This is a genomic window from Niastella sp. OAS944, assembly GCA_024809215.1.
Lineage (GTDB): Bacteria > Bacteroidota > Bacteroidia > Chitinophagales > Chitinophagaceae > Niastella.
In genome coordinates, this window is the sequence record JANUBW010000001.1 from 2,164,772 (window position 1) to 2,179,010 (window position 14,239).

Sequence of the window (14,239 nt, forward strand, 5' to 3'; positions counted from 1 at the left end):
AAATTATTAATCACAAGTTCTTATAATTTACGACCTCAACTCCTTTATTCAACACCGGCTCTTATTTTAGAACCCGGTTTATTTAACTTCTTCAATAACTGGTTCCTGTCATACACACTATGTTCAAAAGTTTGCGCCATTTTTATGGCGCTGGTGGGGCAGGCTTCCACACATAAATTACACATGGTGCACAACTCAAGATGGTATACAAATGTGTCCAGCGCCTTTTTCTTTTTGCCTTCGGGTGTTGTATCAAATTTGGTAACGATCTTGATGGTAGCATTGGGACATGCCAGTTCGCAAGCGGTGCAACCGGTACAGGCATGTTCGTTATTGTCGTCGTGCGCCATTACCACTTCACCACGGAACCGCTCTGGTAATTTCATTTGAGCCCGGTTGTCGGGGTACTGTTGGGTAATAATTTCTTTGGGCCGAATAAAATAACTACCCGTTGTTTTCATTCCTTTTAGGAGCGAAGCAACTGCCCGATACACATCTGATATGTATTCTTTTAAAAATGCCATCCCATTATTGCAATTAATGTTATTAATAACAGGTTAAACATACTGATGGGCAATAGATATTTCCATTCCAGGCTCAACAACTGATCGATGCGTAAGCGCGGGAACGTCCATCGAAACCACATGATCAAAAATATCAGGAAAAATGTTTTGCCCATAAACCAAACTGAAGATGGAACGTAATCCATAGTATGATTAAACCCTTCCCAATTACCTATGTGTAATGGCATCCACCCGCCTAAGAACAAGGTGGCGCCAATAGCGCATACTATAAATATGTTGATGTATTCTGCCAGAAATAACAACGCGAACTTCATTCCTGAATATTCGGTATGAAAGCCTGCTGTTAACTCCGATTCTGCTTCGGCCAAATCAAAAGGCGCGCGGTTGGTTTCTGCAGTAACAGCAATAATGAAGATCACAAAAGAAATAATAGCGGGAATATGTCCGCGGAACAACCACCAACCGGTTTGTTGTGATGCAACGATCTCCGAGATCTGTAAACTACCCGACAATACAACAATGGAAATAATTGATAAACCAGCCGACAATTCATAACTAACAATCTGAGCTCCGCTGCGCATGGCACCGAGTAGAGAATATTTATTGTTACTTGCCCAACCAGCCATCAGAATGCCAATTACCGAAACCGATGATACCGCCGACACATACAGCACACCGATATTAATATCCCATATTTGAAAACCTTTGGCAAATGCAATAGGAGCCAGAATAAGCATAGCCGCAATCATTACAATGAAGGGCGCCAGGTTAAACAGGAACTTATCGGCGCCATTGGGCGTTAGCCCTTCTTTCATCATTAGCTTTAGCGTATCGGCAGTAGTTTGTAAAATACCTTTGGGCCCTACACGGTTTGGCCCCAATCTTATTTGCATACGTGCCGCCACCTTGCGTTCCATTAATACCAACACCAGTCCCAACGTAGCAAATAACCCAATTACAAGCAACATAACGATAGCGCATTCCAGTATCAATGCCATAGTTGGGCTGAACGTGCTGTACAACCATTGTTGAATTGAATTGGTTATGTGCTCAAGACTAAACATATTTTACTTTTTCATTTCTCATTTTCACCTATCAATATCAGGTATTACTAAATCAAGCGTTCCCATAATAGCCATTAGATCTCCAATCTTACTGCCTCTGCTAATATGATCAAGCGCCGACAAATTTGAAAAGCCCGGCGATCTGAATTTGATGCGGTAGGGCGTTGTGCCACCCTCACTAACTATATATACACCCAGTTCGCCACGGGCTGTTTCGGCCCTTGAATAAAATTCTCCTTTAGGTAATTTCAACACCGCTTTTGTTTTGGCCTGAATATCGCCTTCAGGAATATTATCTATCAATTGTTCAATAATGCGTATGGATTGGCGTAACTCTTTTATCCGTACCAGGTAACGCGAAAAACTATCGCCACCCATTTCTATAATCTCATCGAACGAAACTTTATCGTACACTTCATAGGGATATAGTTTCCTTATGTCGCATGATACCCCGCTTGCCCTTCCTACGGGGCCGGTGCAACCAAATGAAATAGCATCTTCTTTTGTTAGTACGCCAACGCCTTTGGTCCGGTTCTGAAAAATAATATTACCGGTAACCAGGTCGTCGTACTCATCAATCTTATTATTAAACAGCTGTATAAAGTTTTTTACCCGTTGCTGAAAATTGGGATGAAGATCATACATCACACCACCCGGTACCATATAGTTCATGGTTAGGCGGGCCCCGCAGGTTTCTTCCATAATATCATTGATGGTTTCCCGTTCGCGAAAGGCATAAAAAAACGGCGTGAATGCGCCGAGGTCCATGGCCATTGCTCCCCACCACAATTCGTGCGAAGCAATACGGGTAAGTTCATCCATCAATACCCGTATTACCCGGGCGCGTGGCGGTACTTCCAACTGTAATGCTTTTTCAACACACATGGCGCACGCATGGTTGTTTATATGGGCCGACAAATAATCCATGCGGCTGGTAACGTAAATAAACTGGCGATAACTAAGGCTTTCACACATCTTCTCAATACTGCGATGGATATAACCCAAATGCGGTTCTACTTTCTGAATGGTTTCTCCCTGTAACCTAATAACAAGGTGCAATACCCCATGCGTGGCAGGGTGTTGCGGACCAACGTTGATCACCAGATCATCACCATCAGCCTTATTATCAGCTTCTATTATTTGTGTTTCTCTATACATTAAATAGTTAAAGTTTGATCATGTTCACCGGGTCTTCAAAATCTTTTTTCAGCGGATGCCCTTCAAAATCATCGGTCAGTATCAATCGGCGCAAATCGGGGTGATGCAGGAACCGAACGCCAAACAGGTCGTATACTTCACGTTCATGAAATTCAGCCGTACGCCAGATGTCTGATACCGTTTCTATTTCAGCATTATTTCTATCCAGTTTCACTTTTATTACAACGTTATGCCTGAAGGTGGTTGAGGTGAAATGATATACCATCATTAAATGCTTCGTTTGCGGCCAGTCTATGCACGTAAGGCAAAACAAATAATCCATTTGCAAGGCATCGTGGCGTAACCAGTTTGCAAAGGCTTTCCACTCACCTGCTTCCACCTGTACATTCAACCATTCGCCGGTTTCATCAAAAACAGCGCTGGGTTGCCCTTGGGTTATATGGTCTTTGAGCTCATTGTTGGTCATGATTCCATTTTTTCAGCTCGTATCTGTTCGCGGGTTAGTCCGCTTTTTATTTTTTGTTGTAGGGTAATCAGGGCGTGTAATAATGCTTCGGGCCGTGGCGGGCATCCGGGTATATATACATCAACCGGTATTATATGATCGGCACCTTTTACAACAGAATATGTATTATAGAAAAACGGGCCGCCACTTATGGCGCAGGCGCCCATGGCAATTACATATTTGGGATCGGCCATTTGATCGTACAGGCGTTTTAGTACCGGCGCCATTTTATTAACGATAGTGCCGGCGATAATGATCACATCGGCCTGGCGGGGGGTAGCCCGCGCCACTTCAAAACCAAAGCGGGAGAAATCGTATTTAGAGGAAGCCACCGACATCATTTCAATGCCACAACAACTGGTGGCAAAAGTGAGAGGCCATAATGAATTGGAACGTGCCCAGTTAATGATATCATTAAAAGAGCTGATGATGATGCCGCCCCCTGGCAGGTCATGCACTTGCCCGGGAAAATGACCATTCCCTTCGGATGCGGTTTCTATTTCTTTATTTGTGTTGTTTTCCATTGCCGGATACAGTTTTTCCGTATTACATCCATTTTAATGCGCCTTTCTTATGAGCGTACAAAAACCCGGTAAATAATATGAAAAAGAAAATGGCGATCTCAACAAGCGCCATTATTCCAACTTTTTTTACAACAACGGCCCAGGGATAAACGAAGATCAATTCTACGTCAAAGATCAGGAATAGAAGGGCGAACAGATAATAACCAACATTAAATTGATTCCAGGGTGAACCTTCAGATGGAATGCCACATTCATAGGGCTGGCCTTTTTGCGCATTTACCGATCCCCTTACCAAAAATTTGGATACGAGTATGCCGCCGGCCGAAAAAAGAATGGCAGCTATGGTCAATACTAGGAGCGCAACAGGTCCCATATGGCGAAATTGAATATCCCGACATGTCGGGACAGGTTATGCAAATCGGCTGCTGATTCTAAATTTAGGCTTTTTATTTCAAATACAACTTTTTGAACCCGAATTAACACCAGTTATAACGGGTTCACAATCAATATGGGGGTATTAAGAGGAAGTATTTACTCAGAAAGAAGCGATTTGGGAGAGGAATGCTGAAAATAAAAAGCAAATGAGGAATATTCATTGGCATCTATACAATCATTATTACCAGACTTCTTATTCCCCTTTTTTTCTAATGACAGGTTTGAATATAATATCCTTTTCCAAATGGGAAAGGTGAGCAGCACTGTTATGATATTCTTTTTTGCAACATAGTTGATCACCAATTTGTAGTAAGCATCAAAAATATTACTAAATGTTGAGTTACCTTCAACCTCACTACGAACCTTTTCTATTTCATTAATATTTACCTTACCTTTTTCCTTAATTAATAAATACAACATAACCCAAAAGTTAAACCGGGGAAGCGCTATTAATGCTTTATCAATACTGCTGTATAAATGTGCATATGCTTTGTTTTCCCTGTTTACTTCACCGGAAATAGCCAGCCACGTAAGTTCGTCTTTTAACCGGGCAATTTTATACTTTGTTTTTAAAGTTGCATTTGAAACCCAACATGCACGGATAAACAGGTAAACTATAAAAACCGGAATTATATATAAAATGGCATGTAGCATATTTAGCACATTTTAGATTGATCAATGCTTTTTTAAAAGCTTATTCTGCAACCTGTCCCTTTCATTTATTAACTCGGCTATTCTTTCTTCCTTTAATTTTACTCTATGCTTCCAATAGAAAAATTGCGTACAAAAAAGCACAACCAAACAGGTTATAATAAAATAATGATAAAAGGTTTCACTATTGCCCCATTTTAATAAGAAGAATTTATCAATAAACTCTTTATGCTGAGCCGCTGTTCCTTTTATAATAAATAAGGCTAAGAGAGAAAGAACTACAGCGCCAAACACACCTACTCTTGAAGCTAAATCTATTAAATAAAGATCCCACCTGAATTTATTTACTTTGGCCATTACGCATCTTTATCTCATAAATTTACTAAATTCATTAGCGCTACCAAACCTAAAACACCTGTTACACAATTAATTGACCATAATCAACTCCCTCACGCAGGGCCTCACTTAAAAATTTTTTCAAAGTTTCTCCTCAAACCTGTCACGTTTCATTTCCCTGTTTTGTTTTATATCCAGAAAACAGTTTAAAACATAAATAAATACAAAATGGAACAGAGAATTGCATTTAGCGACGCTAACAAAGGAATATTCGATGGATTGTTCAAAACAGAGATGCACCTTAAAAAATCAGGCTTAGACCCCAAGTTATTAGAACTGATAAAAACCCGTGTATCGCAAATTAATGGTTGTGCTTACTGTTTAGATATGCATTGGAAAGACGCCATCGCCATGGGCGAAACAGAACAACGCCTCTATTCTTTACCAGCCTGGAAAGAATGCCCTTATTATACCGAGGCCGAAAGAGCCGTACTTGCTTACGCCGAAGCGGTAACAAAAATACCTCAACAGGATGTTACCGATGAAGTATTCAATACGCTTAGCAAGCATTACAACAAAGCAGAAATAGCAGACATCACACTAGCTATCACCAGCATCAATACCTGGAACCGGTTTAATGTTGCCTTTAGAACTATACCTGGTGATTACAAGGTTGGACAGTTTAACTAAACAATAATAAATAATCCCACCGTGTCGAAACCACCCAAAAAATGGAAAATGGCTATTCTTATATGGATAGCCATTTATCCTACCGTCACCATAATAGCCATGCTTCTTGGCGAACATTTCGAAAAAATAAAACCGCTCCCGCTGCAAACACTCGCATCTACACTCATTGTTGTACCCATTGCCGTGTTTGCGGTAGTGCCGGCACTTCAAAAAGCATTAGGTAGCTGGCTAAGCAAATGAACTTAAACAAAGAATATGAAACACACGTTATTTGTACTACTAATTCTATCAATAATGAATTCAGCATATTCTCAAACATTTCATAACCCCGAAGCATTGTTCAACCCATCGCCCTATGGCTTTTCGCATGTGGCAGTAGTGCCCGCAGGCAGCAAGCTGGTGTTTGTAGCCGGACAAGGCGGCGAAGAAAATAAAGACGGCAAGTTGAGTACCGATTTTCGCACCCAGGTGCAACACGCCTTAAATAATATTAAAATTGCGCTGCAAACACAACAATTAACCATGAGGTCGGTTGTAAAGGTCACAACGTTGGTTGTAAATCACGACACAGCAAAACTCAACATCATAATTGAAGAGTTTAAGAAAATTTGGCCCGATAATCAATTTCCGGTTAATACGTTGATACCGGTACCACGACTTGCATTGGATAATATGCAGGTTGAAATAGATGCAGTGGCCATCACTAAACAGTAAATAAAAGAATAACACAGTTGGAAAACTATCAGCACATACTGTTCCCTTACGCCTATAATATATTGGGAACAGCAGAAGACGCAAAGGATGCCATTCAGGATGTACTGTATAAATTTTTAACTGCCGGTAAAGAAGGCATTGAAGATCCCAAAAACTATCTTATCCGCAGTGTCATCAATCAATCGATCACTATCAAAAACAAAAGAAAAAAACTGCAACTGGGTGATATGTGGCTGCCCGAACCGGTAGATACCGAAGAAGCAGATACCAATATCAAACTGAATGAAATTGTTTCGTATTCGCTGCTGATCTTACTTGAGCAATTGAATGCAAAAGAACGGGCCGTATTTATTTTAAAAGAAGCCTTTGCTTACTCGCATGAAGAAATTGCCGATACACTTTCCATTACGGTCGACGGTTCGCGCAAATTGCTGAGCCGGGCCAAACAAAAAATAGATCAAACGCATAAACCGGCAACTACGCCAAAAAGCGAAAGCATAACACCATCTGTTCTTGATAAATTCATGCATGCCATCAGAAGCCGTGATATAAAAACTTTAGAGAATGTGTTAGCTGAGGACATTGCCTTTTATGCTGATGGTGGTAAATCGCTCAAAGTATTTGCCAAAACATGTACCGGTGTACCCGAAGTGGCCGATCTGCTCACCCTTGTGTTTCATAAATATGATACCGGTTTTACTATTAAAACCGGGGAAGTTAATCACCAACCTGCACTATTGTATTACGATGGAGACGTACTTAAGAAGTGCCAGGTGTTTGGCATAGAGCTTGAAACAAATAAAATATTCCAGGTCAGCAATGTGCTTGACCCCGAGAAACTGAGATCGATCAGTAATGGACTAAAATGAGCTTTTTTTAATTAGCTTCATAATAAATTAAAACGTCATGACTACAAATCAGATTGCCAACCGACTGGTTGAATTATGCCGTCAGGGTGAGTTTGAAACAGCCCAAAAAGAATTGTTCGCAAAAGATGCTACAAGCATTGAACCAATGGCTTCGGAAGCTTTTGCAAAAGAAACAAAGGGCCTGAACGCCATTCTTGAAAAAGGAAAACAATGGGGAAATATGGTTGAATCAATGCACAAAATGGAAGTAAGCGAACCCATTGTTGCCGCCAATTCATTTGCCTGCACCATGCATATGGATGTTACCATGAAGAATAAAGAACATTGGGATATGACGGAGCTTTGCACTTATACCATCAAGGATGGTAAAATTGTTACAGAACAGTTCTTTATGTAAACTTTACGAAGTAAGAAGCAGGAGATAAGAAATTCGCAAACTCGTACCTCCTGCTTCTTATTTCTTTTTATGCCACTTTATAATAAAGTATCACCACCCCACTACTAAATATCTCCGTTTTCACTAACTGCAGATCAAGTACACCGGCCAGCTCTTTAAAAACAGGTTTACCACTCCCTATCACTACCGGGTGCACCCACATCCTAAACTCATCTACCAGCCCCAGCTTTGTTAATGCCGTTACAATTTTACCACTACCGTAAATGATCATATCCTTTCCTTCGCGGCGCTTTAGTTCAGCCACTTCATCGCCAATATTCCTTTTCGCCAGCCGACTATTGTTCCAGGTAACAGTTGTCATGGTTTTCGAGAACACTACTTTAGGATAACTGTTCAGCATGGAAGCAAAGTCAAGGTCTTCGCGTGGCCGAACCATGTTTACCGGGTCACTGTTCCAGTAGTGCGCCATGCCCCTGTAGGTAACGCCGCCCAATAAAATAGTATCGGCCTTGCCTAGCTGTTCGGCCGTTGCCCGGGCCATTTCCTCATTCCAGGTCCTGAAATGCCAGTCGAGCCCGCAATCTTTTGCCGCCATAAACCCATCCAGCGTCACATTCATGGATACAATTACTTTCCGCCCCATTTTATTGTTGTTTAATGGTTTACCAATACAAAAGTACCGACGGTAATTAGGTTTGACAGAGTGTGAAAATGACTTCCTAACGGGTTGTTCGCGACTTTATAGTTTCTTACCTTAGCCGCCAGGGCACATCAATCAGACTCAATAACCGTTTGAACATTGGTTATTGCATAAAGACAAATTGCTACATTATGAAACACATCAGCATTCTTATTCCGCACGATTCGGTGATGGCAAGCATTGTTGACCCGCGGGTTATTTTCACCGGCGTAAATGACTTCCTCGATGCAATAGGTAAACCACCGGCTTTTAAAGTGCAATTGGTGGGTTTAACCAAGGAAGTGCAGTTGCACAACGGCACGTTTACCGTGCATGCTGATGCGTTGATTGGCGATGTAAAAAAGACCGACCTCATTTTAGTGCCGGCCATTGGCGGCGATCTGAAAGCCGCTATTAAAAAGAATGAAGCTTTTCTTCCCTGGATCGTTGACCAACACCACCAGGGCGCCGAAGTGGCCAGCTTGTGCATTGGCGCATTTCTGCTTGCCGCAACCGGTTTGTTGAATGGTAAAGAATGCAGCAGCCACTGGCGCTATTTCAATGAGTTCAGGGAAATGTTCCCTGAGGTTACGCTGGTTGATGGCAGAATAGTGACCGAACAACAGGGATTGTACTCAAGCGGCGGCGCCACCTCTTACTGGAATATGCTGCTGCACCTGGTTGAAAAACATGCGGGCCGCGAAATGGCCATTATGGCAGCCAAGGTATATGCGCTTGAAATAGACCGTAAGACCCAATCGCCCTTTATCATGTTCAATGGGCAAAAGAAACATGAAGATGAACCCATAAAACAGGCGCAGGAGTTTATTGAAAAGAATATTACAGAAAGAATTTCTGTTGAAGAGCTCGCTGTTAGATATGCCATTGGCAAACGGCATTTTATCCGCCGCTTTAAAAAAGCCACCAATAACACCCCCATTGAATATATACAACGGGTAAAAATTGAGGCAGCCAAAAAACAGCTTGAGAACAGCCACAAAAATGTGAATGAAGTAATGTACGATGTTGGCTATTCCGACATCAAAGCTTTCAGAACGGTGTTTAAAAAGATCACCGGTCTTTCGCCTGTTGAATACCGCAATAAATACAACAAAGAAGGCGCACTGGCTTAATTACGGCCGGTAGCGTTTAATATAAATTCAACAATAGGTGTTGGGTTGGCCAGGCTGTGTGGGTGATGATTTACGCCGGGTTTATGTATTACCTGTATCTTTCCACCTAATGCCAGCACCTTTTTTTCAAAGATGGCCGTATTTTCTGCTACCGGCACTACATCATCGGCATCACCAACTACATGCAACATGGCATAGCCACCTTTTACAATCTGTTCAACTTTATCAATAGGATTGCCTTTGAAAGCAGTAGCGGCAGCATCGCTAGTATAACCGTAATTTTTTTTAAACGTCTCCCACTCTTTGGCGCTTCCTTTACTGTTTCCCTTGCCACCGGGCCAGCTTTTTAGATCAAGCACCGGCGCATCAACATACACACAGGCAACTTTATCGGCATTTTGCGCAGCCCAGTTATACACGTATACGCCGCCCCTGCTAAAACCTTCCATACAGGCTTTTTTTGCTAACCCTGCTTTTTGCAAAAATGAATAATATTTATTCCAGATGGCAATGGCTTCTCCATTACCAAACAATTCTGCTACATCGCAATACACCACATGATACCCGCGATCGAGCAATGCAATCTCCGTTTGTGGTTCTACACCCCAAAACCGGGCACGCCAAATAAAAGGCCGGCCTTCGGCTGTACGGCGTGGTTTTACAATTTTGGCGTTTCTGCCGTTGAAAGTAAAGTCGGCGCACTCGTAGCCATAAAAAGACGAAACGGTTACCGGCTTTTTTATTTTTTTGAAAATATCATATTGAGCATCGGTCTTATTGATGATGGTTTCATATACCCGTTTTGCAAGAATAGCCGCGCCGGCAACCGAAGGATGCAGGCTATCGGGAAAGGTAGCTGGCATATCGGCAGTAATGCTATGCAGATCGACCAACTCAAGCTTTTCTTCAAACGCCACCTGTCTTATGCGTGGTAATATCAGTTTGGCAATAGCCTTTTCGGTTTGGCGCATGGTATCGAGCAGGTAAGAAGTTACGGGCAACAACAATATAATACGCGGGTGTGTTGGCAGTTGCTGAAAAGAACGGATCAACGTTTTGTAATCGGCCATAAAGCTATCTATCTGTAAGCGATAGGGTAAGCGGCTGTCGTTGGTGCCCAGCTTTATGGTAACAATATCGGGTTCGCTTTTTAATGCTTCGTGGTAAGCCGGCGTAGCCATGTACGATCGTTCGCAATCTTTGATCACCGTTCTGCCGCCTACGCCAAAATTCTTTACTTCATAACCACTACCCAGCAATTGCTGTAATTGTGCCGGGTAAGCTTCTGTTTTGGGATTGGCCAGCCGGCTGCCCGCAGTTATACTATTACCAACACAGGAAATGCGAATGGCTTTTTGAGCAACAGCTGTAACCTGAATGAAAAGAAAAATAACAAACAGGCAATGGTCGGGCGCTATCTTTTTCATATGTAAGAATGCCTGCTAAAATAAGGCATTTTTCCATTCCAGGTACTTCTTCCGCATGCAATGCGCACAGGGCCGGTAACCGGCAGCTATGGCTTCTGCTTCGTTTTGAAAAAATACCCGGTTCTCTGCTTTCATTCTTTTACCCGAAGCACACGAAAGCGTTCCATAAATTTTTCCATGGCTATACCCGCCCAACCCAATCGTTTTATTATGGATCAACCGGCGCACCGACGCCCGCCGGGCAGCCTCATCATGGCCAAGATCGATATGCCTGATCATTTTTATTGCGGTATCATTGTTCTAAAAGTAAGGTTCACCCTTGGCGTGGTAATACGTTTCGACTTTGGCAAACAATGCAACCAGTGTGTTTGTGTGGTGCCTTTCATTACCAGCAAACTGCCATGCCCGAGCATCATAGAAATTACTTCCTTCGATGCTTTATGTTTGAATGAGAACTTTCGTTCGGCGCCAAAACTGAAAGATGCAATGGCGGTATTCAGGCCCAATGATCTTTCATCATCGCTATGCCAGGCCATACCCTCATCACCGTTATGGTACAGGTTCAATAAACAGGAGTTAAATGTTTCGCCCGTTCTTTCTTCTACCAGCGTTTTCAGTTCAAGCAGTTCTTTTGTCCAGGCCAGTGCCTGCCGGTTTACGTTTGAATAAGCATAGTTATAATGCTCATTGCCATACCACGCCACTTTTCTTTTGGTAATAATATGTTTGCCAAAAATTACAGCCTCGTCATTCTTCCATTGAATGGTGGTTAAAAGCTTTTCTAAATAATGATCAGCTTGTACACGGGTCAATGGTTTGCCATAATAATTCACCGTGCCATCCTTGGGCAAATAATTTATTGTTTCATCTATTTTATCACTGAACAGGTCCACGATAAATGTTTTATTGTTTCGAAAAACGTTTGGATGCCTCCCAGCCTATCATGGCATTTTTACGGGTACTGCCCCAATGATAATTACCAAATTCGCCACTGGCCCTTATTACCCGGTGGCAGGGAATTAAAAACGCAACGGGGTTGGCAGCAACAGCTGTACCCACAGCCCGCGAAGCCAACGGCTGGTTAAGCTTACCTGCAATACCTGAATAGGTTGATAGTTCGCCCATGGGAATACGCAGCAATGTTTCCCAAACTTTTATCTGAAAAGCCGTGCCTTTCAAATGCAACTTTATTTCATGGAGTTTGTTCCAGTCCTGCGTAAATATGAACAGCGCGTTTTGCTGAATGGTATCCGACAACTGCCTGAACTTTGCATTGGGAAACTGGTTCTTTAATTCCTGCAATGCCACTTCTTCTTCCCCATCGGCAAAAGCCATATAACAAATGCCCTTGTGGGTACTGGCGATGATGATGGTACCAAACGGACTTTCGGCAAAACTGTAATTAATGGCCAGCTGTTCGCCTCCATTTTTGTATTCGCCCGGCGTCATACCTTCTACTTTTATAAACAGGTCGTGCAGGCGGCTGGTGCCCGAAAGCCCCGATTCAAAGGCCGCATCAACCAGCGTAACTTCAGCACCTTTTTTTAACACCTGTTTGGCATGCTCCAACGTAAGGTATTGAAGGAACTGTTTGGGCGTAACACCCGCCCAGTCTTTAAACATCCGTTGAAAATGGAAAGGGCTTACATGCACATGCTCGGCCACCGTTTCAAGTGAAGGCTGCTCCCTGAAATTAAGCCGGTAAAAATCAATAGCTTCAGCTATACGGTTATAATTTATTGCTTCCTGCTTTTCCATAAACTCAATTTAATACCACAAATCTCACTAAAGGAGCCAGTTTGTAAAACCCGATTCTTGCGCTGTTTTTAAACCAGACAGATTGATCTGTATACGCAATTAAAACTATGGCTACCTTTGCAGGTATGAAGGTACACGAAAGCAACCCAAAAGAACGAATAATGCAAACGGCCACCCGGTTATTTCATCAACAGGGCTACCAGGCCACTGGTATAAACCAGGTAATAAAAGAAGCTGATGTTGCCAGGGCCAGCCTGTACCAGCATTATGAATCGAAGGAGAAGCTGTGTATCGCCTATTTAAACAGGCGTCATGATCAATGGTTTACAAAGCTTAAAAAACATGTTGACCGGGTTGATGAACCTAAAAAGAAAATACTCGCCGCCTTCGATTTTTTGCATGCCATGAATAAAGAAGAAAATTATCAGGGCTGCGCCTTCCTGAATATTCTTGGCGAAATAACCGATAAAGACAAAGAAATACTCGACATTATTCAGAACCATAAAATTGATGTTCGCAAATACCTCGGCAGCCTTATCACCGGCGACAAATCGATCAAAGACCACATTTACCTGTTGTTTGAATCGGCTATTATGGAAAGCAAATTATTCAGAAGCCAGTGGCCGGTAAACGAAGGCAAAAAGATCGTTAACCGGTTAATTGACCAATGAATTAATGTTCCCTTTGCCATACAGGAACCAGCAGCCAATGTTATTTTTATTAAAATAGACAGATCGGTCTATCCGTAATAATAAAACCACTTATCTTTGTTCCGTTATGCCAAACAACCACTCAAAAATTCATGTATGGAACAAAGACCTCCACTACCGCCATTTACTTACGAAACTGCCCTGCAAAAAGTACAACTGGCCGAAGATGCCTGGAACAGTAAAGACCCGCACCGCGTATCACTTGCCTATACCATTGACACAGAATGGCGCAACCGCTCTTCATTCATTAACGGCCGCCAGGAAGTAGTTGAGTTCCTCACCAAAAAATGGGAAAAAGAGCTGGACTATAAACTTAAAAAAGAGTTATGGAGCTTTACAGAGAACCGCATTAGCGTACGCTTTGAATACGAATGGCATAACCAGGAAGGTAATTGGTTCAGGTCGTACGGCAACGAGCAATGGGAGTTTAACGCCGATGGCTTAATGCAGAAAAGATATGCCTCAATAAACGATGTACCCATTGACAGTAAGGACCGGAAATTCATTTAAAAGGTTAGAATATCCTTAATATCGCCCTATTGGGTACGCCACCGGCAGCTTTTGCGTAAAATGGCCAACTTTTTGCGATCAATTTTCACATTATTTTATAGATCCGCGTGTCTGGATCAGGTAAAAAATAGTAAATTGAATCAGTCTGGCCCCTA

At 42.3% G+C, this 14,239-nt stretch carries 21 protein-coding genes; 8 read left to right on the forward strand and 13 right to left on the reverse strand.

The window, feature by feature from the left end; all coding sequences use genetic code 11:
* Positions 1-44 precede the first annotated feature (44 nt).
* The 8 genes from GGD38_RS08320 to GGD38_RS08355 form a co-directional block, all read right to left on the reverse strand.
* Positions 45-524, reverse strand: coding sequence for a 4Fe-4S binding protein (locus GGD38_RS08320; RefSeq protein WP_375298468.1), 480 nt, complete (start codon positions 522-524; stop codon positions 45-47).
* The gene (gene nuoH / locus GGD38_RS08325) at positions 512-1,588 is read right to left on the reverse strand and encodes an NADH-quinone oxidoreductase subunit NuoH (protein WP_375298467.1); all 1,077 of its coding nucleotides are present in this window, start codon (positions 1,586-1,588) and stop codon (positions 512-514) included. Before nuoH ends, GGD38_RS08320 begins: the two co-directional genes overlap by 13 nt.
* Before the next feature lie 24 nt (positions 1,589-1,612).
* The gene (locus tag GGD38_RS08330; protein ID WP_375298466.1) at positions 1,613-2,746 is read right to left on the reverse strand and encodes an NADH-quinone oxidoreductase subunit D; all 1,134 of its coding nucleotides are present in this window, start codon (positions 2,744-2,746) and stop codon (positions 1,613-1,615) included.
* A gap of 7 nt (positions 2,747-2,753) precedes the next feature.
* Positions 2,754-3,212 (reverse strand): NADH-quinone oxidoreductase subunit C, encoded by a 459-nt coding sequence (locus tag GGD38_RS08335; protein WP_375298465.1) that lies wholly within the window; start codon positions 3,210-3,212, stop codon positions 2,754-2,756.
* The gene (locus GGD38_RS08340) at positions 3,209-3,775 is read right to left on the reverse strand and encodes an NADH-quinone oxidoreductase subunit B (RefSeq protein ID WP_375298464.1); all 567 of its coding nucleotides are present in this window, start codon (positions 3,773-3,775) and stop codon (positions 3,209-3,211) included. Before GGD38_RS08340 ends, GGD38_RS08335 begins: the two co-directional genes overlap by 4 nt.
* Positions 3,776-3,797: 22 nt before the next feature.
* Positions 3,798-4,148 carry an NADH-quinone oxidoreductase subunit A gene (locus tag GGD38_RS08345; RefSeq protein ID WP_207514550.1) on the reverse strand — a complete coding sequence of 117 codons (351 nt, stop codon included), beginning with the start codon at positions 4,146-4,148 and terminating at the stop codon, positions 3,798-3,800.
* A gap of 158 nt (positions 4,149-4,306) precedes the next feature.
* Positions 4,307-4,864: a hypothetical protein gene (locus tag GGD38_RS08350; RefSeq protein WP_375298463.1), complete on the reverse strand. Its 558-nt coding sequence runs from the start codon at positions 4,862-4,864 to the stop codon at positions 4,307-4,309.
* Between the two features lie 21 nt (positions 4,865-4,885).
* On the reverse strand, positions 4,886-5,218 hold the full coding sequence (locus tag GGD38_RS08355) for a hypothetical protein (protein ID WP_375298462.1): 333 nt from the start codon (positions 5,216-5,218) through the stop codon (positions 4,886-4,888).
* 207 nt (positions 5,219-5,425) lie between these two features.
* On the opposite strand from GGD38_RS08355, the gene GGD38_RS08360 reads away from it, so the two are divergent.
* The 5 genes from GGD38_RS08360 to GGD38_RS08380 are packed head-to-tail and all read left to right on the forward strand — an operon-like array spanning position 5,426 to position 7,867.
* Positions 5,426-5,887, forward strand: a complete 462-nt coding sequence (locus tag GGD38_RS08360; RefSeq protein ID WP_375298461.1) for a carboxymuconolactone decarboxylase family protein — start codon at positions 5,426-5,428, stop codon at positions 5,885-5,887.
* Between the two features lie 48 nt (positions 5,888-5,935).
* Complete coding sequence (locus tag GGD38_RS08365) at positions 5,936-6,127, forward strand: hypothetical protein (RefSeq protein ID WP_375298460.1); 192 nt, start codon at positions 5,936-5,938, stop codon at positions 6,125-6,127.
* 15 nt (positions 6,128-6,142) lie between these two features.
* On the forward strand, positions 6,143-6,601 hold the full coding sequence (locus GGD38_RS08370; protein WP_375303788.1) for a RidA family protein: 459 nt from the start codon (positions 6,143-6,145) through the stop codon (positions 6,599-6,601).
* Between the two features lie 17 nt (positions 6,602-6,618).
* Positions 6,619-7,470: a sigma-70 family RNA polymerase sigma factor gene (locus tag GGD38_RS08375; RefSeq protein WP_375298458.1), complete on the forward strand. Its 852-nt coding sequence runs from the start codon at positions 6,619-6,621 to the stop codon at positions 7,468-7,470.
* Positions 7,471-7,507: 37 nt separating this feature from the next.
* Positions 7,508-7,867: a SnoaL-like domain-containing protein gene (locus GGD38_RS08380; RefSeq protein ID WP_375298457.1), complete on the forward strand. Its 360-nt coding sequence runs from the start codon at positions 7,508-7,510 to the stop codon at positions 7,865-7,867.
* Positions 7,868-7,934: 67 nt separating this feature from the next.
* Here GGD38_RS08380 and GGD38_RS08385 read toward each other — a convergent pair whose 3' ends face one another.
* The gene (locus GGD38_RS08385; RefSeq protein ID WP_375298456.1) at positions 7,935-8,510 is read right to left on the reverse strand and encodes a dihydrofolate reductase family protein; all 576 of its coding nucleotides are present in this window, start codon (positions 8,508-8,510) and stop codon (positions 7,935-7,937) included.
* Between the two features lie 188 nt (positions 8,511-8,698).
* Here GGD38_RS08385 and GGD38_RS08390 point away from each other — a divergent pair, with 188 nt between their 5' ends.
* On the forward strand, positions 8,699-9,679 hold the full coding sequence (locus GGD38_RS08390; RefSeq protein WP_375298455.1) for a GlxA family transcriptional regulator: 981 nt from the start codon (positions 8,699-8,701) through the stop codon (positions 9,677-9,679).
* Here GGD38_RS08390 and GGD38_RS08395 read toward each other — a convergent pair.
* The 4 genes from GGD38_RS08395 to GGD38_RS08410 are packed head-to-tail and all read right to left on the reverse strand — an operon-like array spanning position 9,676 to position 12,864.
* Positions 9,676-11,106, reverse strand: coding sequence for a GDSL-type esterase/lipase family protein (locus tag GGD38_RS08395; RefSeq protein WP_375298454.1), 1,431 nt, complete (start codon positions 11,104-11,106; stop codon positions 9,676-9,678). The genes GGD38_RS08390 and GGD38_RS08395 overlap by 4 nt on opposite strands.
* Before the next feature lie 15 nt (positions 11,107-11,121).
* The gene (locus GGD38_RS08400; RefSeq protein ID WP_375298453.1) at positions 11,122-11,385 is read right to left on the reverse strand and encodes an Ada metal-binding domain-containing protein; all 264 of its coding nucleotides are present in this window, start codon (positions 11,383-11,385) and stop codon (positions 11,122-11,124) included.
* A gap of 2 nt (positions 11,386-11,387) precedes the next feature.
* On the reverse strand, positions 11,388-11,999 hold the full coding sequence (locus GGD38_RS08405; RefSeq protein ID WP_375298452.1) for an alpha-ketoglutarate-dependent dioxygenase AlkB: 612 nt from the start codon (positions 11,997-11,999) through the stop codon (positions 11,388-11,390).
* 10 nt (positions 12,000-12,009) lie between these two features.
* Positions 12,010-12,864: a methylated-DNA--[protein]-cysteine S-methyltransferase gene (locus tag GGD38_RS08410; RefSeq protein WP_375298451.1), complete on the reverse strand. Its 855-nt coding sequence runs from the start codon at positions 12,862-12,864 to the stop codon at positions 12,010-12,012.
* A 107-nt stretch (positions 12,865-12,971) separates the two neighbouring features.
* On the opposite strand from GGD38_RS08410, the gene GGD38_RS08415 reads away from it, so the two are divergent.
* Both GGD38_RS08415 and GGD38_RS08420 read left to right on the forward strand, forming a co-directional pair.
* Entirely contained in the window at positions 12,972-13,535 is a 564-nt protein-coding gene (locus GGD38_RS08415) for a TetR/AcrR family transcriptional regulator (RefSeq protein ID WP_375298450.1), read from the forward strand.
* Between the two features lie 135 nt (positions 13,536-13,670).
* Positions 13,671-14,084: a DUF1348 family protein gene (locus tag GGD38_RS08420; protein ID WP_375298449.1), complete on the forward strand. Its 414-nt coding sequence runs from the start codon at positions 13,671-13,673 to the stop codon at positions 14,082-14,084.
* The last annotated feature ends 155 nt before the right edge of the window (positions 14,085-14,239 follow it).